Here is a 25243-nt window from a genome sequence, read left to right on the forward strand (position 1 = left end):
GCGGGAGTATTGAATGGAGAGGCAGGCACGCGCTGCGGTGAGCGGGAGCTATCGAACGAAGGTCGCCTCGTGGGGAAGGGCGATCGCGGTGGCGCTCGTGGCGATTCTCGTGACGCCGACGGTGTTGGCGGGGATCGACGTGACGCGACACGAGACCCCGACATCCGTGCTCGAGGCTTCCGGCCTTCCTGAAGTCGCCTTCGAGAAGCTACGGGAGGCCCTCCCCGAAACGCGCGGCCCCATCCTCGGGAGCCCTGTCGCCGAGGCGCTCGCCCCGCTCCTTGCCGGCATCGAAGACGAACGCCTCCGCGACGTTGTCCTCGGCCACCTCGGGCGCGGCGCCCGGGATGCCTTCGAGGAGGGCACGCGGCGGATCGAGACGCGCCGCTCGGACCCCTCCGTGGGGGGCCTCTTCGTCATCCCTTCCGGCGAAGCCGAAACCGTGCTGTCGGGAACGGTCTACATCGACGAGGACTGGGTCGTCCAATCCCCGCTCCGGTTCGAGAACGCCGACGTCGTCTTCCGCACCGGAAACGGCAAGCACATGATCCAAACGGATCCCGGCATCTCGCTCACGATCCTCGATTCGACGGTGCGGCAGGTGGACGGGCGACGCGAACTCTATGGCCTCATCGTGGCGAACGGCCCGCTCGTGATCGAGCGCTCGACCGTGAGCGAGATCATGGTGACCGCCGTTGCCCGCGCGGGATTCCTGGGTGCAACGAGCCGGATCGTGGACTCCAGGTTCGACAACGCCGTCACCGCGCTCACGCTTTCGCAAAACGCGCTCGTCGACCGGACCATTTTCACGCGCAGCTTCGAAGGGCTCCTCGTCGAAGGCACCGTGGTCGGCTCCGGCGTGCCCAAGGTCTGGCGGAGCGCCTTCGAAATGAATGAAAAAGGAATCGTGGTTTCCGCGGACGCGGGCGGTCAATTTGGAGCCCTCCGGATGAGCGCCAACGCGATCGGAGTCGAATGCAAATCGAGCGGCGAGCAGGACGCGAGCCTGCCTGGATATGAGATCGACCCGGCGCGCGTCAACGATTCGAACATCGCCGAGAACTACGGCGACGCCGTGAGCGGGTCGAACGGCATCTCGATCACAACGCCCTACGGCGAGCTCGTGGTCGCCGACAGTCGCTGCATCTACGACGGGAATTACTACGGCGGCGCCGGTCTCGCCGCGGATTCCACCTTCAAGAGCGACGGCGACACGATGACGAACACGCGCGACACCCCGAACGCCTTGCCCGGGACGCCCGCGCTTCCCTGGCCGATCCACCTCATCACGAGCACGACAACCTGGTCGAACAGTCAGCCACCGCCGACCCTTTCGGGCCCTGTGGTCGTGAAATATCCCGGCGCGCTCACCACCAGCAATCTGCAGATGGACCCACGCGGCTTCACGATCGGCGCCAAGAAGAACGGCGCGATCGAGGTCAAGAACACGGTCTTCAACGGCCGAACCAGCCTGTTCGTCCGCAACGACGGCGACAAGATCGAAAACGTGGACCTCACCCAGGAAGTTGTCTTGAACGGGGTCTGGTCGCACCGCGCCAATTCGGTCATCAAGAACCTCAATGTTCTCGCAGGCGCGCCCAACGGTTACGGAGTGTTCTTCTGGACCGCGCTCTTCAAGGGCGATTCGGCCTACGTCCGCACGGTGGATGGCGGCGTCTTCAAGAAGGCCGTCGGCGGCGTTCGATCCCAGCTCGACTCGCCGACGATCAAGAACGCCCGGTTCGAGGACACGGCCTATCCGGTGATCACGTTCCTTTCGACGCCCGAGGTGTCCGACAACGACATCGTCCGTCCGATCCTCGCGTTCACCACGGTTCTGACGTCGAACCCGAAATACATCAACAACGACGCGGTCGGCGTTTCCGCGAAACTCATCCCGGGGCTCTCGCTTCCCGCCAAACCCGAGATCGAGGAGACGGACGCCTCCAAGTTCATCATGTCGGCGCTCGACAACAATCCGACCGTGATCGGCAATTCGGCAACGGACATGGATTCCGGCGTGATCGCCGCGCTCGGCGTCGGAACGGTCACGATTTCGGACAACGACTTCGTCCGCGTGCGCTCAGGCGTCATGTCGGTGCTCGCGAAGGTCGCAAGCGACCGCAACGTCTATGATCGCGGGATGTACGGGTATTGGGGACTGCTGAACCCGGCCGGGATCACGTTCACCTCGGACGTGTTCACGAACCAGGTCTTCGGCATCGCGTCATGGGACCTTGGCGGACCCTCGATCACGTCCTCCTTGTTCGCGTTCAATTACATCGGACTTTCCGTCTCGAGCCTCGCGCTCGCGAACCCGCCTCCGCCGCATTCGACGTCGATCACGAACTCCAACTTCATCCACAACTTCGGAGCCGGCGCGGTCATGTGGAACTTCATGGGCAGCGCAATGACGGCGACGTGCACCGGTTGCTGGAAGGAAACCGACGAATCCATGGAGATCTCCGCGACGAGCACCTATCGCGCGTCGAGCCTCGGACCCAACCCCGAGGTCCCCACGCCGTCGTGGTGGTCGAGCCGCGTCATCACGTCCTCGGGAACCACGACGCTGAGCGGCACCGTCAACGGCCCCGTCGTCGCGCGGACGGGAGGGAAGATCCAGGTCAAGGACACGACGCTCGACATGAACGGCTTCGCGATCGGCGCCAAAGGCTCGGGGACCACCGCGAGCCCGACGGGCATCCTGGAAATCGTCCGCTCGGACATCGTGAACGGCGCCGTCATCGCGTCCAACAGCACCTCCGCCACGATCGAGCTCAACCGATTCGAGCACTTCAGGCGCGGCGTGGCGGTCGCGACCTTCGGGAACCCTGCGACGATCCGATGCAACAGCTTCGAGAACATCATGTCCCCCGCGTCGTTCCTCAAGGGAATGCCCGGGAAGGTCTTGACCTTCGAGCGCAACCTCGTGCGGGGCGCGACCTCGTTCTCGATCGGGCAGGGGCGATACCTTCCGGATTATCGGGAAGACGCCGTCCTGACGGGAAACGCCTTCATCAACATCCCGAACCAGATTACCCGCCTCGGCAAGGGCTCCTTGACCATGACGGGGAATGCGTTCCTGGATACGGGCGCGGTCCGGGATTTCATGAGCGACCGGACGAACAAGGCCCCCAGCGCCGACTTTTCCGGCAATTACTGGAATCATCCTGATGGGCCCCGCGTGACCCGCTACCACGGGAAGTCCCTTCAGGAGGTCCTCCACGCCGGACCCGGAACCCGCCTCAACCTGGGCGACGACAATTCGACGCCGCTTTCGACTTGGCAACCGTTCCTCTCGACGCTCCCATCGCCCGCCCCATGCGTCGATTTCCGGTTCACCGCGGGCCCCCTCACCGAGCTCGACACGATGGTCTTCACGGACCGCTCGTTCGACCCGATGGGAAACACCCTCACGAGAACCTGGAACTTCGGGGACGGGACGATCCTGACGGTCGATGAGCCCACCGTCACGCACCGCTACGCGGACGGCGGAACCTACACCGTCACGCTCACGGCGACGACGAGCCAGGGCTCCACCGCGAGCGCCTCGAAATCGGTCCTGATCCAGCACGTGAATCCCGTGGCAGACTTCGCGGCGAGTGTCGTCGACGAGATCACCCCCGTCCAATTCACCGACGCGAGCACACACCCGAACCCCGCAGACGCGCCGCCTTCGGGGTGGTCCTATGCGTGGTCGTTCAACAACGGCGAAGGCACCTCGACGGCGCGCCATCCGACCTTCAGGTTTGCGGACGGCGGCTCCAAGACTGCTCGCCTCACGGTGACAGACAATGATGGACGCACCCACACGAAGCAGATCACGATCGTGGTTCCGCACGTTGCGCCGATCGCGAACTTCGCTTTCACGCCGGCAGACGAAACGGAATCGGTGACGTTCACGGACACCAGTACCCACCCGAACGCCCCGACCGACGGCATCGTCTCGCGATCCTGGTCATGCAGCGACGGCAAAAAGGCGACAGCGGCGTCGTTTTCGCATCGCTTCGCCGACGGCGGAACGTACGAGTGCTCGCTGACGGTCACGGACAACGATGGAAAGGCTTCGACCGTGCTGCGCTCCGTCCCTATCGGACACGTCGCGCCTGCGGCGAACTTCATCGTGTCCGGTTCGACGGAACTCGATACGTTCGCCTTCACCGACACGAGCACCCACCCGAACCCAGCGGACGCCCCACCTTCCGGATGGACATGGACGTGGGACTTCGGCGACGGGGGCCACGGATCGGCGCGGAACCCGAACCACCGGTTCGCGGACGGCGGAACCGCGCGCGTGGCGCTCACCGTCACCGACAATGATGGCCGGACGTCGACGTTCGCGCGAGACGTACCCGTCGCGCACGTGAGTCCCGTCGCAGCGATCGGCGTCGACACCTCGAAACTCGAGCCCGCAACGCCGATCGCGTTCACGGACGCTTCGACGCACCCGAATTCACCGGGCGACGCCCTCGTTTCCTGGGCGTGGTCGTTCGGCGATGGCGCGACGAGCGCGGAAGCGAACCCCAGCCACGTGTACGCGGCGATCGGGACTTACCTCGTCACCCTCACCGTGACGGACGACGATGGTCTGACCTCCACCGCGACCCGAAGCCTGCGCGTCGGAAACCACGCTCCGGTCGCGGCCTTCGATTGGACGCCCGCCATTCCCAACGCGAAGGAGGTCGTGGCCTTCCGTGACAACAGCTCCGACGCCGACGGCTCGGTCGCAAACTGGTTCTGGACGTTCGGCGACGGCCGCTCTTCCTCGGAGCGGTCTCCTGAAGTGACTTACACCTCGCCGGGCGTCCGATCGGTGTGCTTGAGGGTCTGGGACAATGATGGAAAGTCATCCGCGCCGACCTGCCGCAGCGTCATCATCGACGATCGCCTCGAAGGGACGCTCCGGTTCGACCGGCCGCTCCGCACGGATCGCGAGATCAACGCGGAGCTCACCCTTCGCTGGGACGACGGGCGCCCCGTCCCGAACGTGTACGTCCGCTACGAAAAGTGGCTTCGGACAAATTACGTTCCGCCCCACAATCCTCCGCCGACGGACACGTGCGGAGGCGAGTCATGCCCCTGGAGCACCAGCATGGACGCCGCGCCCTATTACCGGTTGTACGAAGGCTACACCGACCCGGACGGCAGGCTCTACATCTACTATTACGACAATGAACCGCGTCTCGGAGCCTGGCAGGTCACCCCGAGCAACGTCCCGGGCAATCACGAGTACCGCCTCTTCGCCTGGACGAGGGACGGCTACCTCGGCAACACGGAACATCTCTGGATCACGGGTAGCTACTTCGTCGAGGAGGACCGGATAACGGCCGTCTACGGGACCTGATCGGACTACCCCAGCGCCTCGCGGGCCACCACGAGGCGCTGGACCTCGTTCGTCCCTTCGTAAATCTGCGTGATCTTCGCGTCGCGCATGTAGCGCTCCACGGGGTAGTCCGTCGTGTAGCCGTTGCCGCCGTGGATCTGCACGGCCTGGAGGGCGTTCTCCATCGCGGCGTCGCCGGCGAAGCACTTCGCCATCGCCGCCGCGGGCCCGTACTTCTGCCCCGCGTCCTTCTGGGCCGCGGCGCGGTACGTGAGGAGGCGCGCCGCCTCGACGCGCATCGCCATGTCGGCGATCTTGAATTGGATGGCCTGGAAGTCGCGGATCTTCTTCCCGAACTGCTCGCGTTCGTTCGCGTACGCGACGCTCGCGTCGAGCGAGGCCTGCGCGATGCCGACGGCCTGCGCGGCGATGCCGATGCGGCCGCCGTCGAGCGTGCTCATGGCGATCTTGAACCCGTCGCCTTCCTTGCCAAGGAGGTTCTCGGCGGGGATCTCGACGTTGTCGAAGAAGAGCTGCGTGGAGTGCGCGGCGCGGATGCCCATCTTGTGCTCGGGCTCGCTCCACGTGAATCCCGGCGTGCCGGCCTCGAGGATGAACGCGGACATCCCGCGGTGGCGCTGCTCGAACGGCAGGTCGAGGTTGGTCTTCGCGAAGACGATGTAGGTCTTCGCGTGACCGCCGTTCGTGATGAAGTTCTTCTGCCCGTTGAGGACGTAGGAGCCGCCCTTCTTCGTCGCGATCGTGGTCGCGCTGCCCGGGTCGCTCCCCGCGGCGGGCTCGCTGAGCGCGTAGGCGCCGAGCTTCTCGCCGCGCGCCATCGGCTCGAGGTACTTGCGCTTCTGCTCCGCGTTTCCGTACGTGAGGAGGGGCCAGCCCGAGAGCGAGTTGTTGACGCTCGCGATGACGCCGTGGCTCGCGCAGGCGCGCGAAAGCTCCTCGACGACGATCGCGTAGCTCACCATGTCCGCGCCCGCGCCGCCGTGCTCGGGGGGGACGTTGACGCCCATGAGGCCGAGGGCCGCCATCTTGGGGATGTTCTCCTCGGGCCAGCGCCGCGTCTCGTCAATCTTCGAGGCGATGGGCGCGACGTCCTTCTCGGCGAACTCCCGCACAAGGGCGCGGATGGCTTCCTGGTCGGCGGTGAGCTTGAAGTCCATGGGGGAGACCCGTCCTGGCGGATGCCGGACGCCCCCATGAAGGTTTGGCCCCCGGGAAGCGCGCGCCGGACGGGACAGACCCGAAGGTCAAGCCTCTTGAGCGTGGAGCGCGATGCAAGGCGCGATGCCCCGCGCCAGCGATCCGGAGAGCCGACGTTTCGCCGTCCTCATCGACGGCGACAACGCCCAGCCGCGCCTCCTCGCCGCGATGATGGAGGAGGTCGGCCGACACGGGTCGCCCACGGTCCGCAGGATCTACGGGGACTGGGCCTCGGGCCGCCTCAACGGGTGGAAGGACGACCTCCACTACCACGCCTTCCAGGCGGTCCAGCAGCACTCGTTCGCCCGCGGCAAGAACTCCACGGACGGTCGCCTCATCATCGAGGCGATGGACCTCCTGCACACGGCGCCCATCGACGCCTTCTGCATCATCTCCTCCGATTCCGACTACGCGGGTCTTGCGAAGCGGCTCCGGGAATCCGGCAAGTTCGTGCTCGGCATCGGCGAGCGGAAGACGCCCGATCCCTTCGTGCGGGCCTGCGACCAATTCACGTTCACGGACCTGCTCGTGAAGCAGGGCCGGAAGGAGCGGGAAAAAGACGGCGGCGACGGCAAGAAGCGGCCCCGGGACCGGGCCCTGCGCGAACTGCTCATCGAGGGCGCGGAGGCGATGGAGCGCGAGGACGGCTACGCGAACCTGGGCCGCATCGCCGAGTTCCTCCAGAAGAAGGACCCCGGCTTCGACCCTCGGTCGTACGGCCGCAGCAAGGTGAGCCAGCTCTTCCGCGAGTTCCCGGAAACCTTCGAGTTCGACCCGGACGATCCCAACTACGTCCGCATCCTTCCCGAGGAGTGACATGGCGAAAGCGGTCCTCGTGACGGGCGCCTCGCGCGGCCTCGGGGCCGCCGCCGCGCGCCGGCTCGCGCGCGATGGGTGGGACGTCGCGGTCCACTATCACGAGCGCCAGCGCGGAGCCGAGGAGACGGCCGCCGCGGTCCGCGCGGCGGGGCGCAGGGCGGTCGTCGTCGGCGGCGACGTCGGCGACCCGGCCGAAGCCGCCGCGCTCGTCGACGCCGCCGCCGAAGGCCTCGGCCGCCTCGACGCGCTCGTGAACAATGCGGGCGTCTACAAACGCGCGACGATCGACGGGGTCAGCGTCGAGGACTGGCTCGAGACGATCGACACGAACCTCTCCGGCATGTTCTACGTCACCCGGGCCGCGCTCCCGCGGCTCCCGGACGGCGCGCGCATCGTGAACTTCACGAGCATCATCGGCGCGATGGGCTCGAAGCACGGCGTCCACTACAGCGCCTCGAAGGGGGGCGTCATCGCGTTCACGAAGAGCCTCGCAAAGGAGCTCGCTCCCCGGGGAATCCTCGTGAACGCGATCGCGCCCGGCGCCATCGAGACCGACATGATTGCCGCCGACACGCCGGAGACGCGGGCCCAGCGGCTCAGGACCATTCCCCTGGGGAGGGTCGGCGAACCCGACGAGATCGCGGGCGTCGTCGCATTCCTCCTCGGCCCGGACGCGTCGTACGTCACGGGGCAGGTCCTGCACGTGAACGGCGGGCTCTACGTCTGAGTCCCGAGGCCCGGGATCGAAAGGGTCTTGACGCATCCCCGAGAGACGGGGGCGCCGTGTCCGAGGGCAGTCCCTGGATGGGCCACGTCAAGCTCGCCGCGAACGGCGCGAAGCCCGCCTCCGGGGAGGTCGTGCTCTCGGCCCGCGGCCTCGTGAAGCGCTACGGCGCGTTCGCCGCGCTCGACGGCCTCGACCTCGACGTCCGCCGCGGCGAGATCTTTGGCGTCATCGGGCCGAACGGCGCCGGCAAGACGACCACGCTCAAGATCCTCTCCGGGCTCCTCACGCGCACCTCAGGCGAGGCGCGCGTCCTCGGCTTCGACGTTTCCGACCCCGCCATGAAGGCGCGCCTGGGGTACCTTCCCGAGGAGTCGCCCCTCTACGACGACATGACGCCGCGCACGTATCTCGCGCTCTTCGCGGAGCTCTTCGCGGTTCCCAAGAAGGAGGCGAAGGCGCGGATCGAATCGCTGCTCGACGACCTCGCGCTCGACCACCGCGACCGCAAGCTCGGCGACATGTCCAAGGGCATGCGCCGCAAGGTCGCGATCGCGCGGAGCCTCGTGAACGATCCGGACCTCCTCATCTATGACGAGCCCGCCTCGGGCCTCGACCCCGTCGCGAGCGCGCACGTGCTCGAGATCGTGCAGCGCGTGCGCGACCGCGGCAAGACCGTCATCTTCTCCGCGCACAACCTCTACCACGTCGAGCGCATCTGCGACCGCATCGTGCTCCTTCACAAGGGCAAGCCCGCGCTCTCGGGCACGATGAAGGAGATCCGCGCGCGCGTCGGCGGCACGGAGTACGCGGTGCGTCTCTCCGTGGAGGTCCCGGGTTCCACGCCCGCGGAGGACGGCGGATACGAGGCGCGCGTGAAGAGCTTCGACGAGGTGCGCCCGCTCGAGGAGGCCGCGCGCGCCGCGGGCGGCCGGCTCCTCGACGTGAAGAACGTGGACGTCCCCCTGGAGGAGATCTTCCTCCGCACGACGCGCGGGTGAAGCGCGCGTGGCGAACGGCTCCCTGCGACGCGTCCTCATCATCGCGAAGGGCGAGCTCAAGCGCGGCCGCGGCCAGATGGACCGCAAGAGCCTCGTCGCGATGGCGGCCGTCGCGCTCGTGGGCCTCCTGCTTGCGCCCGCCCTCACGTCGCAGACGCTCGACTTCGACCATGGCCTTTACCGCGCGGCGGTCGAACCCAGCCATCCGATCCTCCCCGCCCTGCTTTCCGCGCCCGCGTTCACCGTGACCGTCACCTCCGACGCGGTCGGCGCGCTTTCGCGCGGCGAGGCGGATCTCGTGGTCGTGGGCAAGCACATCGGAGCCGCGCGCGGCGACAAGGGCCAGGCCGCGCTCGCGGCGCTCAAGGACGCGACGCGCTCGTACACGTTCCGCCTCATGGCCCTCGAGGAGGACGAGGATGCCGCGTTCCCCGTCCGGGTGACGCTGCGCTACGAGGAGGCGAAGCCCGCGCCCCGGACGGCAGGCGGCGCGCCCACGCCGATGCCCGCGCCCTCGACGCCGACCCAGGAGCCCGCAGGCGGCGTCTCGGGCGGCGGTTCCGGCGGCGCAAGCGGCGGCGAGGCGCCGCCCGTCGCGCCCGGCACCGCGCCCCCCACCGGCTTCAGCCTGCTCCCGCCCGCCGAGCGCACCGACGTGCCGTCGAGCCTCATGCCGCCCTTCCCGTTCCGGAGCCTCATCCTCTCCTACTTCTTCCTCATCCCGCTCAATTTCGTCGTGCAGTCGTACGCCTCGAGCATGATCGCCGAGCGCCTCGGCCGCCGCGGCGAAGCCATGCTCGCGTCGCCCGCGCGGCCGTGGGAGATTGTCGCCGGAAAGACGCTCCCGTACCTCGCCGCGATGATCGCGGTCGCCGCGCTCGTCGCGTGGGCCGTGGGCGGGACGGTCGCCTCCGTCGCGGCCATCCTCCCGATCGCCCTCGCGTTCCTCGGCTTCGAGTTCATGGCCGCGCTCATGGCGCGGTCCTTCCGCGAGCTCACCTTCCTCACGGTGTTCGTGTCGGTCATCCTCACGATCTACTGCTTCCTGCCCGCCGTGTTCACCGACATCCACCCGGTCTCGCTCATCTCGCCGATCACGCTCGTCGTCTTCGACCTCAAGGGCACGGTCGCGACGCCGATCGAGTACCTCTACGCGACCGCGCCCCTCATGCTCGTGAGCGCGGTGCTCTTCATCCTCGGCACGGCGCTCTGGCGCGAGGAGGACCTCTTCCACCAGAAGCCCGTCCCGTCGAAGGCGCTCGACGCGATCGCGCGCCAGGTCTCGCGCCCGCTCTCGGGCGCGAAGCTCGCGCTCCTCCTCATCCCCTTCGTCTTCGCGGCGGAGCTGCTCCTCGTCGCGTTCCTCTTCGCGTGGCCCGTCGGCCCGCCCCTCCCGCTCGTCCTCCTCATGGTGTCGCTCGTCGAGGAGACCTTCAAGGGCGTGCCGAGCTACGCCGCCTGGAGAGCGAACGCGCTCGGATCAAACAAGCGCGTGATCCTCTTCGGCGCGCTCACGGGCGCCGGCTTCTTCCTCGCCGAGAAGATCGTGATCCTCGCGAGCCTCGTGGGGCTCATGGACGTGAACGCCGGGAGCGCCGTCTTCCTCGACACGCCGCTCCCGTACCACCCCGCGATCCTGTTCATGCTGCCGCTCGTCCTCCACGTCGCGACCGCGACGATGTCGGCCTATGGCGCGACGAAGGGGAAGCGCGGCTTCCTTATCGGCATGGGCGCCGCGATCGCGGTGCACACGATCTACAACGCGTCGATGATCGCGCTTGCGCGGGGGTCGATCGCGTGAGAGCCCGCTGGATCCTGGCCCGGAAGGAATTCACGTCCATCTTCACGGAGAAGACGATCCTCCTCGCGGTCGTCATCCAGGTGTTCGTGGCGGGATTCTCGGGCTTCCTCGTCGTGGGCCTCGCGAGCCTCGTCGACCCCGACGCGATTCCCGCCGCGGGCGAAACGCGCCTCGCGCTCGTGGGCGACAATGGGCTCGCGGACGTCCTCGAATCCTACGGGATGAGGATCCGCAACGTGAACGCGACCCTGGCCCACGAACTCTTCCGCGAGGGCCACGTCGAGGGCGTCATCGAGGTCGGAAACGCCTCGTGGGAAGGCTCCGACCCCATCCGCCTTCGGGTGACGCTCCCCGACGGCACGCTCGAAAGCACGATGACGCTCGTGAAGGTGAAACGCGCGCTCGAGGACTACGAGCGCGCCGTGCGCGACGCGCGCGGCGACCGCCTCGTCGCGGAGCCGCTCTACGTCGAGGTGCCCGCGGGCGGCGGATCCTACGCGTTCGTGTACTCGCTCCTCGTGCCGCTCCTCGTTTTCCTCCCCATCGTCCTCTCCGGGGCGCTCGCCGCGGACAGCCTCACGGAGGAGGTCCACCGCGGCACCCTCCCGCTCCTCCTCACGACGCCCGCGACCGCGGCCGACGTCGTCGAAGGCAAGCTCCTCGCGAACGCCGCGCTCGCGCCGCTCCTCACCGCCGCGTGGCTCGGCCTCCTCAGCCTCAACAATCTGGGGCTCTCGTTCGCGGACGCGGCGTGGATCACGCTCTTCGCCTTCGTGCTCGCGGTCGTCATGGGCCTTCTCGCGTGCCTCATCGCGATCCTCACGCGCGACCGCAACAAGGCGCACATGCTCTACGCGCTCGCCCTCATCGCGCTCATGGCGGGCTCCATGGCGCTCCCCATGTCGCCCGTGAACGTGGTCGCGCGCCTCGCGGCGGGGAGCGCCGACGCCGCGGTCCACGCGGAGGTCGCCGCCCTCGCGCTTCTCGCCTTCGCCGGGCTCTTCGCGCTCGACCGCATCCTCAAGACGCGCGCCGCCGAGGTGCTGAGCTGGCGGTGGGAGGGCAAGCCGCGCGTCCGGCGTCGGCGCCGCGCGGAATCGGTCGAGCCCGCTTCGAACGAGTGACAGCGCAAAAGCTATGACCGGTCCGACCCCCGGAGACCGGGTGAAGCGCGTACGCCTCCACGGCGTCATCCTCCTCGCGGCCCTCCTCCTTGCAGGCTGCACCTCCGCGACGGACCTCCCGGGACAACGCCGCGTTCCGATCACCGCCGTCTGGGCCGAGAACGTGCCCCTCGACCTCGGGCCCGGCGAAGTCGGAAACGTGTCGTTCCGCATCTTCGAGCCGGCGACGGCGGCTTGGAACTGGTCCGCCGACGGCCCCGTCGAGGGGTGCCTCCTCCATGCGAACGACCTCGCGGCATGGACGCGCGGCGACGTCGCGGGCGAGGCGTGCCGGAGGTCGCGCGAGGCGAACGGGACGTTCGAACTTCTCCGCGGCGACTACGTCCTGGCGCTGCGCTGCGACGCCGCTCAACCGTGCGCGCTCCACGTGAGCCTCCAGGCGACGCCGCACGAAGCGTGACCCCCGCCGCCCCAAATATATATGAACGCGCGCGTCTAGTCGCCCACCCCGGGGCCCCCCTCATGCCGGACGAATACGAATCCCTCCTCATGCGCGCTCGCGCCAAGGTGCCCGCCATCGCCGGCACCGGCGAGCGGTTCCAGATGCCGCCTGCGGATATCCTGCAGGAAGGCAAGATCACCGTGGTCCGCAACTTCGCGGAGCTTCTCGAGAAGATGAACCGAACCGCGGACCAGGTCGTGCCGCTCCTCCTGCGCGAGATCGGCATCGCCGGCAACTTCGAGCCCGGCGCCGGCCGCCTCGTCCTCCAGGGCCGCGTCCCCGACCGCTCCATCGAGGAGCGCCTTGCGAAGTACGTCGAGACGTACGTCATCTGCGGCGAATGCGGCCGCCCCGACACGCACCTCGTGCGCGAAGAGCGGACGCTCGTCGTGAAGTGCGACGCCTGCGGCGGTCACCGCCCCGTCCGCGCCACGAAGAAGGCGCAGACGCAGCAGAAGGCCGAAGCCGTCGAGGAAGGCAAGCAGTACGAGGTCATGATCGAGGACGAAGGGAAGCGCGGCGACGGCATCGCCCGCCGCGAGAAGTTCGTCATCTTCGTGAACGGCGCCAAGAAGGGCCAGGTCGTCAAGGTCCGCATCACGAAGGTCACCGGCACGCTCGCGTTCGCGGAGATGGTCCGCGAGCAGGGGCCGCCGAGCAACAGGCCCAGTTGAGGACGGGGCTGACAGCGCGCACTCCGTGGCACGAGCCTGCGGGCTCGTGCCACTCCGTGCCAAGGGAGGGGCTATCCGCCCCCTCCCTTGGATCCCTCCCGTGGACCAGGGGGCTGCCGCCCCCTGGACCCCCGACCCAGACCCGCGTTTCCTTCTCGAACCGGGGTCAGGTTTCACGCCCCTCCTTTCTGGCGGTGCGGGGGCGGACGGACTGCATCTCGCGACGGCCGAACACGAAACCCGGGCGCGAACACCGCTGCGGTCCCGGCACCCGACGCCCGGCTTCCGATCCCCGTCCCGAGGCCCGCCGCCCGATCCTCGCGACAGCGCGCGAGTATCGCGCGCGCGGCCGCGATGAGCCAAACTCCATCGCAAGAAGATTCATACGTCCCTCAGGGCGTCCCGCGCCCATGGCCTCCCTGCGGGTCCTCGCCCTCGCGATGGTCCTTTCGATCGCCCTCGCCGGCTGCTTCGGCGCCAAGGAGGCGAACGTCTCCGGCTTCGAAGCCACCGGCAAGCAACCCAAGTTCGCGCGCGGATGGGCCTACAATGGCCAAGGGCTGCAGGCCGCCACGGGGACCGTCGAGATCGCGACCGACGAGGCCGCGAACACGGGCCTCGTGAACCTCAGCGTGAAGGTCGGCGCCGACGCCTACGAGGTCCGCTGGACCTCCTTCGTCGGCGACGCGTCGAAGCCCTTCCAATCGGGCGGCGTCGCGAAGCATCTCCCGGAGCACGGCGACACGGGCAACGGCGACACGCTCTCGCCCAAGATCATCGCCGAGTCCGCCGCGTGGGGCGAGGCCGAGATCCTCCTGAACGGGCAGGTCCTTCCGGACCCCGTGACGGGCCGCGCCCTCTGGAACGCCCACTACATGTACGCTGACGAGGGCTTCCGCGCCGCGGACGGCCGCATCCTGAATGCCGCGAAGAGCGCGCCCTACGACCCCGCGAAGCCCTCGGACGGCTCGAACCCCGGCAAGCCCCAGCTCGTCGTCGTCTTCAAGTCCGGCGCCTCGAGCGACCCCGCGCTCTGGGGCGAGAACTTCACCGAGACGGTGCTGAGCCCGACCTATTCGAAGGCCTACACCATCCCCGTGAACCGCGCGGGCGACCGCCTCGCGGTCAACCTCTCGATCGAAGGCCCCGCGGCGGGCGGCCCCGTCCCGGCGGACCTCACGTTCACGCTCAAGGGCCCCGACGGCGCGAAGCTCGCCGAGGCCAAGCTCGGCGGCGCCTCCGCGACGCAGACGCTCAAGGGCCTGCTCGAGGTCCCCGCGCCGAAGCCGGGCGAATACAAGCTCGAGGTCGCGGGCCCCGGCGCCCAGGCGAAATACGTTGCCGCGGCGACGGTCCTGTATCCCACGTCCGCGACGCTGCTCTTCCACTTCGACGAGGTCGAGGTCCGGAAGCTGCCGGCGTCGTGATCGACGCTCCCGCGTCCGCGTGAAAAACCACGGCTCGCGCAACGTATTTAGGAGGGCATCCTCTCCACCCCCCGGAGGAGAGAACTCCATGGCGAAGATCGTCGTGCTCGTGAAGCAGGTGCCGGACGTCGAAGCCGTCCGCATCGATCCCCGGACGAGCGAGCCCGATGTGGCGGGCGCGGGCCTCAAGGTCAGCGACTACGACAAGAATGCCGTCGAGGCCGCCGTCCAGCTCAAGGAGAAGAACGCCGGGAGCCGCGTCGTCGCGCTCTCGCTCGGCGGTCCGAAGGTCGAGGAGTCCCTCAAGGAGACGCTCGCGATGGGTTGCGACGAGGCCGTGGTCCTCCGCGACCCCGCCTTCGAGAAGGCCGACACGGCCGAGAAGGCGCGCCTCCTCGCGCTCGCCGTCGCGAAGATCGGCGGCGTCGACCTCGTGATCGGCGCCGAGGAGTCGGCCGACAGCCACTCCGCGCAGACGGGCCCGCGCGTCGCCGAGCACCTCGGCTGGGGCCTCGTCGCGTACGTCACGAGCCTCAAGCTCGAAGGCGGCAAGGTCATCGCGGAGCGCGACATCGACGAAGGCATCGACGTCGTCGAGGGCGCGACCCCCCTCGTGCTCACCGTCACGGAGTCGCTCAACGAGCCCCGCCTCCCGGCGCTCATGCATATCCTCCAGGCGAAGAACAAGCCCGTGAAGGTCATGTCCGCGGCCGACCTCGGCGCGGGCGACGTGAAGCCGCTGCTCGCGCGCACGCGCAATGTCGCGCCGAAGCAGGAGCGCAAGCAGCAGATGATCCCGGTCGAGAGCCCCGAGAAGGCGGCCGACGATCTGGTCAAGATCCTCGTCAAGGAAGGGGTGATCGGATGAGCGGCGTCGTCGTCTGGTCCCCCGAGCGCAAGTTCGCGTTCGAGCTCATCGCGAAGGCGAAGGAGCTGGGCCTCGGCCCCGTGACCGCGGTCGCCCTCGGCGACGCGGTCGCGAACCCGGAGGAGTTCGGGAAGCGCGGCGCCGACCAGGTGCTGACGTTCGAGGACCCCTCGCTCAAGAACCTCAACCCCGAAACGGTCGTGGACGCCGTCACGGCGGCCGCGAAGCAGACGGGCGCGACGCACGTCTTCACGACGGCGACGCGCCGCGGCAAGGAGGTCGCGCCGCGCGTCGCGGTCCGGCTCGGCTGGGCCGCCGTCTCGAACGCCGCCGGCGTCCGCAAGGGCGACAAGGGCCTCGAGCTCGACCGCCCCTTCATGGGCGGCAAGACCGTCGCGACGGAGGTCCCGGCCGGGAACGCCGTCGTCGCCTTCAGCGCGCGCCTCTTCGAGCCGCTCCCGGAGAACGCGGGCGCGAGCGCGAAGGTCGCGAAGCTCGACCTCAAGCCCGCCGCGGCGAAGGTCACGATCACCGAGCGCAAGCCGCGCCCGTCCACCGGCGTCAACCTCGAGGAGGCGCAGGTCGTGATCGGCGCGGGCCGCGGCGTCAAGCAGAAGGACGACCTCAAGCTCCTGCAGGATCTCGCGGATCTCCTCGGCGGCCAGATCGGCTGCTCGCGGCCGCTCGCGACGGACCTCGGCTGGCTCTCCGACGACTACTGGATCGGCCTTTCCGGCAAGGAGATCAAGCCGAAGCTCTACGTCGCGGCCGGCATCTCGGGGCAGATCCAGCACACGACCGGCATCCGCGGCGCGAAGGTGATCGTGTCCATCAACACGAACAAGGACGCGCCCATCTTCAAGATCAGCGACTACGGCGTCGTCGGGGACCTCTACAAGATCCTCCCGGCGCTCACGGCCGCGATCAAGAAGGAGCTCGGGAAGTGAGCGGCATCCACCGCTGGCCCGACCTGCCCGCGATCGAATGCTGGAGCGAACGCGACCCGAACGTGGATCCGCCCGACTTCCGTGTCGCGGATGTCGCTGCCGCTGAGTCGTGTCTCGTCTATTGCGAAGTCCTCCCCGGCGGAACGGTCGGGGAACACACGGACAGCGCCGAGGAGGTCGTGGTGGTGATCGAGGGCGTGCTCGATGCATGGGCCGGCGATCGCCGGACGACGCTCCAGAAGGGTGACCTGCTCGTCATCCCCGCGATGCAACCCCACGGGCTCGCGAACCGAGGCAGGGAACCTGCTCGATTCGTGGGCGTCTTCGTGGAACCTCGGGTCGTGAACACGTTCGCGAAACCGCTCATGCCATTCAATGAGCGCGTGCTCGAGACGCCCTCGCCACCGCCGTCGTAGTTCCCCAACGTTCATGGCCCCGACGGGGCCTCTCCGTCTCCTTGGACGCCGAAAGCGCGATCTACCTGGAGACGACCCTGGGACTCTTGCGGGTCCGCGCGTCGGCGAAAGCGATCGTTGCCGTCGAATTCGTCGACGAGACGGACGAAGGCCCCGAGCCCTCGGACCTCGCGATGGAAGCCGCGCGTCAGCTCGCCGAATACTTCACCGGGGTGCGGAGGAGGTTCGATCTTCCGCTCGCCCCGGAAGGGACCGCCTTCCAGAAACGTGCATGGCGCGAATTGCGAGCGATTCCCTACGGGCGCCGCACCACCTACGGCGCGATTGCCGAGCGGCTCGGCGACGGCGGAGCCGCGCGCGCGGTCGGGGCCGCGACGGGCGCGAACCCGCTCGCGATCGTCGTCCCGTGCCACCGCGTCGTGAGCGCGACCGGCGCGCTCACGGGCTACAGCCACGGGGTCGCGCGGAAGAAGTGGCTGCTCGTGCACGAGTCGCGCGTCGCGGCGGGCGATCCTTACGTCACGCTCGACATCGGCCCGTCGCGCCGCCTCACCCCGCGCGGACCGCCGAGCGAGACCGCGCCCGCGCCGAGGAAGCGCGACCGGTCGATCGGCGAGTGGTGAATCCCAAGCCTTGAAGTGCCGCGGGCGCGATCGAACGTCGATGGACGGCTTTCGCATCCGGCGACCGGCGAAGGCGGGCCGCACGAAAGTCGTGGACCTCGTGGAGGGGCTCGAGAACTCGCCCGCGCTCCACGCGCTCTGGGGCTCGCGCGAAAAAGCCGTCGAAGCGATCCGCGCGGCCGAGCTCCTCCTTGTCGACGACTGGGGCTACATGTGGGTCGACGACACGGATGGGTGCCTCTGCGCGTCGCTTCCCTACTGGAACGAGGCCCCGCCGCACTTCATCTACCTCGACCTCGTGCACGAGCTCGTCCACGTGAAGCAGTTTCACGAGGGGCTCGATCTTTTCGACGACCGCTACAAGTACGTCGCGCGTCCCACGGAGCTCGAGGCCTACCGGGTCGCGGTCGCGGAGGCGAGGCGCCTCAAGGTCATGACGGAGGAGGAGCTGACGGACTTCCTCTACGTCGAGTGGATCAGCAAGGCCGACCACGCGGAGCTTTGCGCGGCCTGCGGCGTCGCGCCCCCGAAGGGCGCGTGATCACGCCTCGCGCCGGCGGCGGCGAGGCTCGTCGTCCCCGTTCGCGCGGCGGCCCTCGGCGCGTCCGCCGGCGATCGCCTCGGATCCGGGGGCGGCGGGGCGGCGCTTCCGGCGGGCCTGGCCCGCGAGGAAGGCGAGGGTCTCGAGCGAGTCGCGGATGCGCCTGTCGAGGCCACGCTGCGTGTACCGCGCGACGACGAGGTAGACGAGGGCGGCGCTGAGGAAGAGCGTGAGCGCCTCGAGCGCGGCGAGGGCGAGCGGCAGGTCGTTGAGGCTCGCGGGCAGCACGCCGCGCGCCTTCATGAACGGGAGGAGGAGATCGATCGCGGCGAGGATGAAGTACGCGAGGATGAGGTACGCGGGGGTCCTGAGCTCGCGGCCGCGCAGGTAGATGAGCTCCGGCGTGACCTCGCCGACCGGGTTCGAGCCGAGGATGTAGAGGACCCGGAAGAGGAAGAGGAAGAACAGGATGCCCGCGATGAACTGGAGGCCGTTCAGGACCACGACCGCGGATTCAGAAACCAGGCGCGATCACCTGCCGCAGGCGGTCGAGGGCCTTTCCGACCTCGACGATGACGAGGATGTTGTTCGTGGAGGGCTGGAGGAGAACGATGAGGCTCACGCGCGCGGAGACGCGGAAGACCGCGATCGAGCCCTTGTCGCTCGTGAGCACCGTGTTGCGGGCGTTCCCGAAATCGAGAACCTCGGTCGTGCGGTCGGAGGCCTTGGTGAGGAGCGCGCCCGCGGTCGCGATGAGGGTCGGGTCCGCGCCGCCCTTGAGATCCCACGCGAGGGGGAACCCCGATTCGTCGACGAGGACGGAGCCCAGGATGCCGGAGAGGCTCGCCTGGAGGTCGCGCAGGATGCTGTGGAGCTCCTGGCTCACCTCCTCCGAGGGCGTGAGGCTCGCCTCGCCCTCCGTTTCCCGCACCGCCGTGGGCGCCAACGGCCGCCAAGCGGGATGACGGCATTTAAGCGTAGCGGGCCGAAACCTAGTACGATCGTTATCCCTTCGTCGATTGCCCCGGAACGGTCATCCCGGCCCGCCTCGTCGCTCGGCCGATGACCCGCAAAACCCTGCTCGTCGTCCTCGCGGCGGCGCTCGTCGCGGCCGCCCCGGCCGCCGCGGCCTCGGAGGCCGCCAAGCCCGCGTATCGCGAGGAGGACGATCGGCTCGTGATCACCAACGATCTCGTGACCTTCGCTTTCGAGCACAAGCGCCCGGTCGTGCGCGCCTCTCCCGCGGCGAACGAATCGACGGGATGGACGTTCGCCGCGAAGCGGCTCGTCGAGTTCTTCGACGAGGACGGCGACGGCGTGGTCGACCCCGGCGAGACGCGCGCGGTCCTGAACCTGTCCCGCAACGCGCCCTGGACGCTCGAGCATCGCCTCGACGAGAGCGTCGTCGAGCTCTCGATGACGTACGTCGGCAGGCTCGCGATCGAATCGCCCGCGGGCGAGGTCCCGCTCGACCTCCCCGCGGCGGCGCCCACGGGCAACGTGACCCTCAGGTTCGCGCTCGCGGCGTCCCCGGCCGAGGTCGCCTTCGCGAACGGCACCTTGAAGGTGCCCGCGAGCGCGGCCCGCATGAGCGTCCTCGTGAACGCGTGGACGTTCATCGACGCGCGCGACAAGCTCGCCTTCGTCGCGGACGTCGCCCACGGCCTCGACCGGATCGAAGGCGGCGTCTACGAGTCGGCGGCCGTCCTCGCAAACGACGCCACCGTCGGCGAGCTTGCGTGGTCGCGCGAAGCCGTCGCGTCGACGGGTCGCGAGAACGCGACCGTGCCCGTCCGCGCCGACCTCGCGGCCGCGGGGAACGCGACGCGCGTCGTCTGGTCGTACGACGCGCCCGGCGCGGCGCGGCTCGAGCACGCCTCGATGCTCGCCGTCGCCGTCGCCGACACCGACGCGCCCGCGGGCGGCGCGCCCGACCTCCTCGGCGGCCTCAAGACGCCGGGCGCGGGCGCGCTCGCGACCGCGGCCGCCGTCGTCGCCACGGCCGGCCTCGCGACCCTCGCCCGCCGCCGGTAAGCGGCCGGCCCCCCGGGCGCCCGCCGGTCGATCGATCGACCGGCGGGCCGCTCAGGGCCCGCGTTTCGCGGAGCGTACCAACACCTTGAGGCCGCACCGGCCTCGGCGCGGACACATGACGCTCCGCCTCCTTTCCCTCCTCCTCGTGGTCCTCGCCGCGGCGCCCGCCGCGCTCGGGCAGGGCAACGCGACGAACGAGTCGAACCGCTCATTCCCCGATCCCTTCGCGGACGACGAGCCGCCGCCCGACGAGGTCGTCGGGGAGGAGCGGCCCGTCTGGTCGTCGTCGGCGTTCCTCCTCGCCTCCCTTCTCGTCGTCGTGTTCGTGAGCGCCCTCCTCCTTGCGACGGGGGGACGCCGCCGACGTTGACGCGACTCGCGCCCCTCGTCGTCGCGCTCGCCCTTCTCGCCCCCGCGGCTGTCGCGCAGCGCGAGCCCACGGGCCCGCCTCCCAACCACGACGGCGCCCTTCCCACGCCGGACTTCGTGGACGGGTCGCGCGCGCTCCCCCTGTTCGCGCTGGCGCTTCTCGCGGGGCTCCTCCTCGCGCTCTGGGGGTTCGTCCTCTGGGCCGGCCGGCGGACGAAGCGAAGGTAATTCAAGGAAGCCCGCGTACGAGCGTTGCCCTGCCACAATCACACCCCCGCGATTTGTGACCGGGGGACGGTGCGCGGGGCGACACGGGACGTCCGGCCAATGGGCCTTCGGACAAGCAAGGCCTTTCCGGCCATCGATGCGTCCGAAACAACCGGTCGTCCGCACAGCTCGTCCGCGAGCCCCGCTATCCCGGCCGGGTCAGGAAGGGGAGAGCCGCATCCGCGGTGTCGAGGATCCGCACTGTTAGCGTCGGGGCACAGGGGCTCGGGGACACCCTTCGGGGCAAAGCCTATCGCCGGGCGCGCGCCTCGCGCGGCCGTGGATCGCCCGAAGCTCGTCGTCCTTTTCGCGTGCGTCGGCAACAGCGCCCGCTCGGTCATGGCCGAGGGCTTCGCCCGCGCCCTCGGCGGCGCGGCGGTCGAGGCGCGAAGCGGCGGATCGCGCCCGCTCGGCCACCTGCTTCCGGAAGCCGTGCAGGCGATGCGCGAGCGGGGACTGGACATCGCCGACATCGCAAGCAAGGGATTCGACGAGGGCTGGATCCGCGACCGATGCGACCTCGTCGTGACGATGGGCTGCGGCGACGATGCGTGCCCCGCGTTCATCGGCAAGCGCATGGAGGACTGGGCGCTCGAAGACCCGAAGGGAAAGGATCTCGAGACCTTCCGGCGCGTGCGCGACGAGATTGAGGCGCGCGTCCGCGGCCTCCTCGCCCGCCACGGCGTCGCGAAAGAGCCTTCCACGCCCGGCGACCAAACGCTCCCGTGACGCCCCGCATCTCCGGCCTGGTCGCCCGGGCGCTCGTGGAGCGCGACCTCGCGAACCTCGACCGCCGCTGGCGCGCGCTCGAGCGCGCGCCGCAACGACCGCGCGCGCTCCACAAGCATCGCGAGGCGTGCCAGCGCCTCCACGCGGCCGTCGGCCTCCTCGCCGGGTTCCTCGACGACCGGGCGATCGACGCGCTCGAGACCCTCGCTTCAAAACCCAAGCGGGGCACGGGTCGCTTCCGCGACGCCGACGTGCACGCGCGGCGCCTGGCGCGGCCGGAGGCGGAAAAGCCCGCTCCGGCCGCGCTCGTCGACGCCCTCGGACGGATCGGCCGCGAGGGCCGCAAGCGGGCCTTGGCGCGCGCCGCGCGACGCGCCCGCCGGGTCGAGCCGAGGATCCGCGACGCGCTCGCCGAGGTCGATCCCGAGGCGCGCGCGGAGCCCCTCGCGCGATCCACGGCCGCCGCGCGCGCAGCCGTCCTCGCCGCCGCGGCCCACGGTTGGGACGACGCCACCCTCCACGGGGCGCGCATCGCGCTCAAGCGCCTGCGATTCGCGCTCGAAGCGCTCGCGCCCGCGCTCGACGGCGACGCGCTCGACGTCGCGCGGCGCGCGGCGGAGGAGACGCACGACGTGACGCGGCTCCTCGGGATCGCGACGGACGCGCGCGCCTTCGCGGAGCGCTTCGCGGAAAATTTCCCGGCGGAGGGTCCGCTCGGCGAAGCCTTCGAGGCCGAGCGCGCGGACATGGAGGCGCGCGGATCCGCCGCCCGGACGACGTTCCTCGAAGGCCTCGCGGCGGACCGCTGGCCGACGCTTCGGGAAACCCTCGGTCTCGATCGCCTCGACGCGCCCGCGCTAAGCGTCCGGTGACGGCGGCGGTTCGAGGCCGATCCTGTCGCCGGGAATGCCGAGAAGCGGCGCCACGATCCGGCGGATCTCGAGCTGCGTGGCGGCGATGGAACGCGCGGCGTCGACGACTTTCCAACCGCGCGCCTCGGCGAGGCGGTCGTATTCGGAGATCATCCTCCCCTGGTACTCGATGAACGAGTCGTAGATGTCCTCGCCCATGTGCTGATCCATTCCCGACTCCCAGTAATTGAGGCGCGTCCGGTCGAGCGTCCGCAGGAGGAGGGCGTCGACGCCGAGACGCATCTGGATCGTGAGGTCGGGCTCGGGCGCGAAGGCGTAGATGCCCTGCATCCACGCGCGGTCCACGCCCCTCACGGCTCCGCGCGCGAGCGCGGTCCCGACGTAGCGGTCCGCGACCACCACCATTCCGGCCTTGAGGGCCGGGATGACGACGCGCTCGAGACGGTCCGCGAAATCCGTCGCGTAGAGGAGCGTGTACGTGACCTTGTTGAGAAGCGTCCCCTCCTTCGCGCTCGTGATGAGCTTGGAGACGAGAAGGGAGCGGTTCCAGCCTGTCTGGACGACGGCGTGGCCGCGCGTCTCGATCCAGGGCGCGAGACGCTCGATCTGCGTCGAGCGCCCGACTCCGTCCGTGCCTTCGATCACGATGAGCTTGCCGGGCGTCTCCTCCCGCGCGACACGGGGCAGGCCGCGTCTCGGACGCATGGCGTCCGGGCTCACGCCGGGATCCTCCTCAGCGCGCGCTTCTCCTCGAGGACGCGGTCGGCAAGGCGCCTCACGTCGCGCTGCTGGGCCTCGATGCTCGTCGTTGCGTCGACGACCTCGAGGCCGTGCTCGTCCGCGATGCGCGCGTACTCGTCGAGGACCCGACCTTGGAAGATGCGGAAGGATTCGATCGTGTTCGACGCGAGGCCGAGGTCCATCCCGGCCTCGTGGTACTTGATGCGGGCCCGCGCCGTCATCAGGCGGTCGAGCGAGACGTCGATCGGCACCTCGAAATACAGCGCGAGGTCGGGCTTCGCGGCGAAGCGGTAGAGGTTGCGGACCCAATCGGCCTCCACGCCGCGCACGGTGTCGCGCGCGAAGGCCGTGTAGACGTAACGGTCCGCGAGCACGATCATCCCCGCCTTGAGGGCGGGGAGGATTCCGTAATAATAGCGGTCCGCGAAGTCGGTCGCGTGGAGGAGGCTGAACGTCGTGGGCGTGAGGAGGTTCTTCTTCTTGCCGACCTTCATCGTGTCGCGCACGAGTGCGGACGAGTTCCATTCCGTGAAGAGTATCGAATAGCCTTGCGCCTCGAGATGCCTCCTCAGGAGCTTGAGCTGCGTGCTCTTGCCGGACCCGTCGATCCCCTCGACGACGATGAGCGCGCCCGGATACGGATGGGACCGCGCCGGCTCACGCGACGGCATCGCTCGCCTCCCGCGCGGACTGCTCGATCGCCGCGTCCAACCCGAACGCCTGCGCGAAGAGATCGGCCTTGCGGCGGGCGCCCCATACTTCGAGCTCCGCGGGCTCGTTTGCGCCGACCTCGATCCGCACCGCGTCCCCGCCCACCTCGACGGTCACGTCCTTCACGACCCTCCCGTGCGAGCGGTCGAGCCCGTCGGCGATCCTGAGGAGCGCCGCGGCCTTCGCGACCGTGACCCGATCCGCCGCGCCGAGCGAGGCCCAGTTCTCGTGCCTGCGGCTCGGCGCGGCCTTGCGGTGGTAGCGGGCGATCGCGGCGATCATCCGGGTTTCCCGTCCCGAGAAGGCGCCCCCGAGGCCGTTCAGGATGAGATATTCGGAATGCTTGTGGTGGCCCCGCTCCGACACCGCGTAGCCGACGTCGTGCAGGAGCGCGCCGTATTCGAGCAGCTCGCGCGCGTCCTCGTCGAGGCCGTTCACGGCGCGCGTCCCGTCGAAGAGGCGCACGGCCAGGTTCGCGACGTGGTGGGCGTGCGGGGCATCGTAGCGGAAGCGCTCGCCGAAACGCAGCACCGCGCGCCGCCGCGCGTTGGGCTCGGTGAGGTCCCATTGCAGCTCCGCGCCGTGTCGCTCGATGAAATCCGCGAGGAGCCCTTCACGCAGCGCGCGGTCGGTCGCGTGGAGCGCGGGCGCGTCGAGGGTCTCCGCGAGGGCCCGGAAGAACGCCGCCGCCGGGACCACGAGATCGACGCGACCCGGTTCGAGCCCGGGGAGCCGGGCGCGACGCTCGCGCGGCATCGTAGCGAGGTCGTCGTCGAGGGCCGCGAGCGCCTTGCGCGGCATGGCCGCGTCGTTCGACCCGACCTCCTGGCGGGCGCGGAGGAGCTTGAGGACGGCGCCGGCGCTCCCGCTCGTGACGAAGACCTTCGAGGGCCGGACGGCTTGAACGCGCTTCGCGACCGGCGCGAGCTCGCGCGCGAAACGCTCGCGGGCCTCGGCCCGCCCCTCGGGAACCGGCTCGCCCTCCGCAAGGAGGAGGTTCTCGAGCCGCTGGACGCCGAGCTTGAGGCTCATCGCCCAGGCAAGCTGCCGCGAGTTGCCGAAGGCGAACTCGACGCTGCCGCCGCCGAGGTCGACGACGAGGATCGGCGCCTCGTCGAGCGGAAGGGCGGCCTGGACGGCCTTGAAGACGAGCCGGGCCTCCTCGAGGCCGGAAATGACGCGCGGATGGATGCCCGTCGCGTCGAGGACCTCCGCGAGGAACGCCCCGCCGTTCTCGGCCTCGCGGACCGCACTCGTGGCGACCGCGATCCAGCGCTCCACGCCGCGCTTCTCGGCGAGGCGGAGGAAACGGCGAAGCGCTTCGAGGGCGCGGCGCTGCGACTCCTCGTCCAGCCGGCCGCTCTCGAAGGCGCCTTGGCCGAGCCTCACCATCTCCTTTGCGCGGTCGAGGACGTGGACCTTCAGGTCGACGTCGACTCGGACCACGAGCATGTGGATCGAGTTCGTTCCGATGTCGAGGACGGCGACGTGCACATCCCCGACTCTGAGGTA

The 25243-nt window shown here is 69.4% G+C and carries 25 protein-coding genes; 19 read left to right on the forward strand and 6 right to left on the reverse strand.

The features are described from left to right. Positions 1–13 precede the first annotated feature (13 nt). A complete protein-coding gene (locus tag VM889_09730; GenBank protein HVL48824.1) occupies positions 14–5344 on the forward strand; it encodes a PKD domain-containing protein in 5331 nt (1776 codons plus the stop codon). Between the two features lie 5 nt (positions 5345–5349). Here VM889_09730 and VM889_09735 read toward each other — a convergent pair whose 3' ends face one another. After that, positions 5350–6501 (reverse strand): acyl-CoA dehydrogenase, encoded by a 1152-nt coding sequence (locus tag VM889_09735; GenBank protein HVL48825.1) that lies wholly within the window; start codon positions 6499–6501, stop codon positions 5350–5352. Between the two features lie 124 nt (positions 6502–6625). Here VM889_09735 and VM889_09740 point away from each other — a divergent pair, with 124 nt between their 5' ends. The 13 genes from VM889_09740 (at position 6626) to VM889_09800 (ending at position 18008) form a co-directional block, all read left to right on the forward strand. After that, complete coding sequence (locus tag VM889_09740) at positions 6626–7357, forward strand: NYN domain-containing protein (GenBank protein HVL48826.1); 732 nt, start codon at positions 6626–6628, stop codon at positions 7355–7357. 1 nt (position 7358) lies between these two features. Continuing rightward, the gene (fabG, locus tag VM889_09745) at positions 7359–8087 is read left to right on the forward strand and encodes a 3-oxoacyl-ACP reductase FabG (protein HVL48827.1); all 729 of its coding nucleotides are present in this window, start codon (positions 7359–7361) and stop codon (positions 8085–8087) included. Positions 8088–8143: 56 nt separating this feature from the next. Further along, on the forward strand, positions 8144–9085 hold the full coding sequence (locus VM889_09750; protein HVL48828.1) for an ABC transporter ATP-binding protein: 942 nt from the start codon (positions 8144–8146) through the stop codon (positions 9083–9085). Between the two features lie 7 nt (positions 9086–9092). After that, entirely contained in the window at positions 9093–10886 is a 1794-nt protein-coding gene (locus VM889_09755) for a PrsW family intramembrane metalloprotease (GenBank protein ID HVL48829.1), read from the forward strand. Further along, positions 10883–12010 (forward strand): ABC transporter permease subunit, encoded by a 1128-nt coding sequence (locus VM889_09760; GenBank protein HVL48830.1) that lies wholly within the window; start codon positions 10883–10885, stop codon positions 12008–12010. The genes VM889_09755 and VM889_09760 overlap by 4 nt, the downstream gene beginning before the upstream one ends. Before the next feature lie 40 nt (positions 12011–12050). Continuing rightward, positions 12051–12470, forward strand: a complete 420-nt coding sequence (locus VM889_09765) for a hypothetical protein (GenBank protein HVL48831.1) — start codon at positions 12051–12053, stop codon at positions 12468–12470. Positions 12471–12532: 62 nt separating this feature from the next. After that, positions 12533–13186: a translation initiation factor IF-2 subunit beta gene (locus VM889_09770; GenBank protein ID HVL48832.1), complete on the forward strand. Its 654-nt coding sequence runs from the start codon at positions 12533–12535 to the stop codon at positions 13184–13186. A gap of 410 nt (positions 13187–13596) precedes the next feature. Beyond that, positions 13597–14613 (forward strand): PPC domain-containing protein, encoded by a 1017-nt coding sequence (locus VM889_09775; protein HVL48833.1) that lies wholly within the window; start codon positions 13597–13599, stop codon positions 14611–14613. An 88-nt stretch (positions 14614–14701) separates the two neighbouring features. After that, entirely contained in the window at positions 14702–15481 is a 780-nt protein-coding gene (locus VM889_09780) for an electron transfer flavoprotein subunit beta/FixA family protein (GenBank protein HVL48834.1), read from the forward strand. Further along, positions 15478–16428, forward strand: a complete 951-nt coding sequence (locus VM889_09785; protein HVL48835.1) for an electron transfer flavoprotein subunit alpha/FixB family protein — start codon at positions 15478–15480, stop codon at positions 16426–16428. The genes VM889_09780 and VM889_09785 overlap by 4 nt, the downstream gene beginning before the upstream one ends. Further along, positions 16425–16844 carry a cupin domain-containing protein gene (locus VM889_09790; protein HVL48836.1) on the forward strand — a complete coding sequence of 140 codons (420 nt, stop codon included), beginning with the start codon at positions 16425–16427 and terminating at the stop codon, positions 16842–16844. The genes VM889_09785 and VM889_09790 overlap by 4 nt, the downstream gene beginning before the upstream one ends. Before the next feature lie 41 nt (positions 16845–16885). Continuing rightward, positions 16886–17467 carry a methylated-DNA--[protein]-cysteine S-methyltransferase gene (locus VM889_09795; protein HVL48837.1) on the forward strand — a complete coding sequence of 194 codons (582 nt, stop codon included), beginning with the start codon at positions 16886–16888 and terminating at the stop codon, positions 17465–17467. A gap of 40 nt (positions 17468–17507) precedes the next feature. Beyond that, entirely contained in the window at positions 17508–18008 is a 501-nt protein-coding gene (locus tag VM889_09800) for a hypothetical protein (protein HVL48838.1), read from the forward strand. Here the strand turns inward: VM889_09800 and VM889_09805 are convergent, their stop codons facing one another. Both VM889_09805 and VM889_09810 read right to left on the reverse strand, forming a co-directional pair. Continuing rightward, complete coding sequence (locus tag VM889_09805) at positions 18009–18512, reverse strand: hypothetical protein (protein HVL48839.1); 504 nt, start codon at positions 18510–18512, stop codon at positions 18009–18011. A gap of 10 nt (positions 18513–18522) precedes the next feature. Beyond that, on the reverse strand, positions 18523–18954 hold the full coding sequence (locus VM889_09810; GenBank protein HVL48840.1) for a roadblock/LC7 domain-containing protein: 432 nt from the start codon (positions 18952–18954) through the stop codon (positions 18523–18525). Positions 18955–19070: 116 nt separating this feature from the next. Here VM889_09810 and VM889_09815 point away from each other — a divergent pair, with 116 nt between their 5' ends. From VM889_09815 to VM889_09835, 5 genes are all read left to right on the forward strand, one after another. After that, entirely contained in the window at positions 19071–20042 is a 972-nt protein-coding gene (locus VM889_09815; protein HVL48841.1) for a hypothetical protein, read from the forward strand. A 115-nt stretch (positions 20043–20157) separates the two neighbouring features. Beyond that, positions 20158–20412 carry a hypothetical protein gene (locus VM889_09820; GenBank protein ID HVL48842.1) on the forward strand — a complete coding sequence of 85 codons (255 nt, stop codon included), beginning with the start codon at positions 20158–20160 and terminating at the stop codon, positions 20410–20412. Further along, the gene (locus tag VM889_09825) at positions 20409–20639 is read left to right on the forward strand and encodes a hypothetical protein (protein ID HVL48843.1); all 231 of its coding nucleotides are present in this window, start codon (positions 20409–20411) and stop codon (positions 20637–20639) included. Before VM889_09820 ends, VM889_09825 begins: the two co-directional genes overlap by 4 nt. Positions 20640–20957: 318 nt before the next feature. Further along, on the forward strand, positions 20958–21407 hold the full coding sequence (locus tag VM889_09830) for an arsenate reductase ArsC (protein ID HVL48844.1): 450 nt from the start codon (positions 20958–20960) through the stop codon (positions 21405–21407). Continuing rightward, positions 21404–22279 (forward strand): CHAD domain-containing protein, encoded by an 876-nt coding sequence (locus VM889_09835; GenBank protein ID HVL48845.1) that lies wholly within the window; start codon positions 21404–21406, stop codon positions 22277–22279. The genes VM889_09830 and VM889_09835 overlap by 4 nt, the downstream gene beginning before the upstream one ends. Here the strand turns inward: VM889_09835 and VM889_09840 are convergent. Genes VM889_09840 through VM889_09850 form a run of 3 tightly spaced genes read right to left on the reverse strand, consistent with a single transcriptional unit; the run spans position 22265 to position 25225 of the window. Beyond that, positions 22265–22999, reverse strand: coding sequence for a thymidylate kinase (locus tag VM889_09840; GenBank protein HVL48846.1), 735 nt, complete (start codon positions 22997–22999; stop codon positions 22265–22267). The two genes, VM889_09835 and VM889_09840, sit on opposite strands and share 15 nt — an antisense overlap. Continuing rightward, positions 22996–23691 carry a dTMP kinase gene (tmk, locus tag VM889_09845; protein HVL48847.1) on the reverse strand — a complete coding sequence of 232 codons (696 nt, stop codon included), beginning with the start codon at positions 23689–23691 and terminating at the stop codon, positions 22996–22998. The genes VM889_09840 and tmk overlap by 4 nt, the downstream gene beginning before the upstream one ends. Then, positions 23678–25225 (reverse strand): Ppx/GppA phosphatase family protein, encoded by a 1548-nt coding sequence (locus VM889_09850; GenBank protein ID HVL48848.1) that lies wholly within the window; start codon positions 25223–25225, stop codon positions 23678–23680. Before VM889_09850 ends, tmk begins: the two co-directional genes overlap by 14 nt. Between the last annotated feature and the right edge of the window lie 18 nt (positions 25226–25243).

It is taken from the genome of Candidatus Thermoplasmatota archaeon (assembly GCA_035540375.1).
In the GTDB taxonomy this organism is placed as follows: domain Archaea; phylum Thermoplasmatota; class SW-10-69-26; order JACQPN01; family JAJPHT01; genus DATLGO01.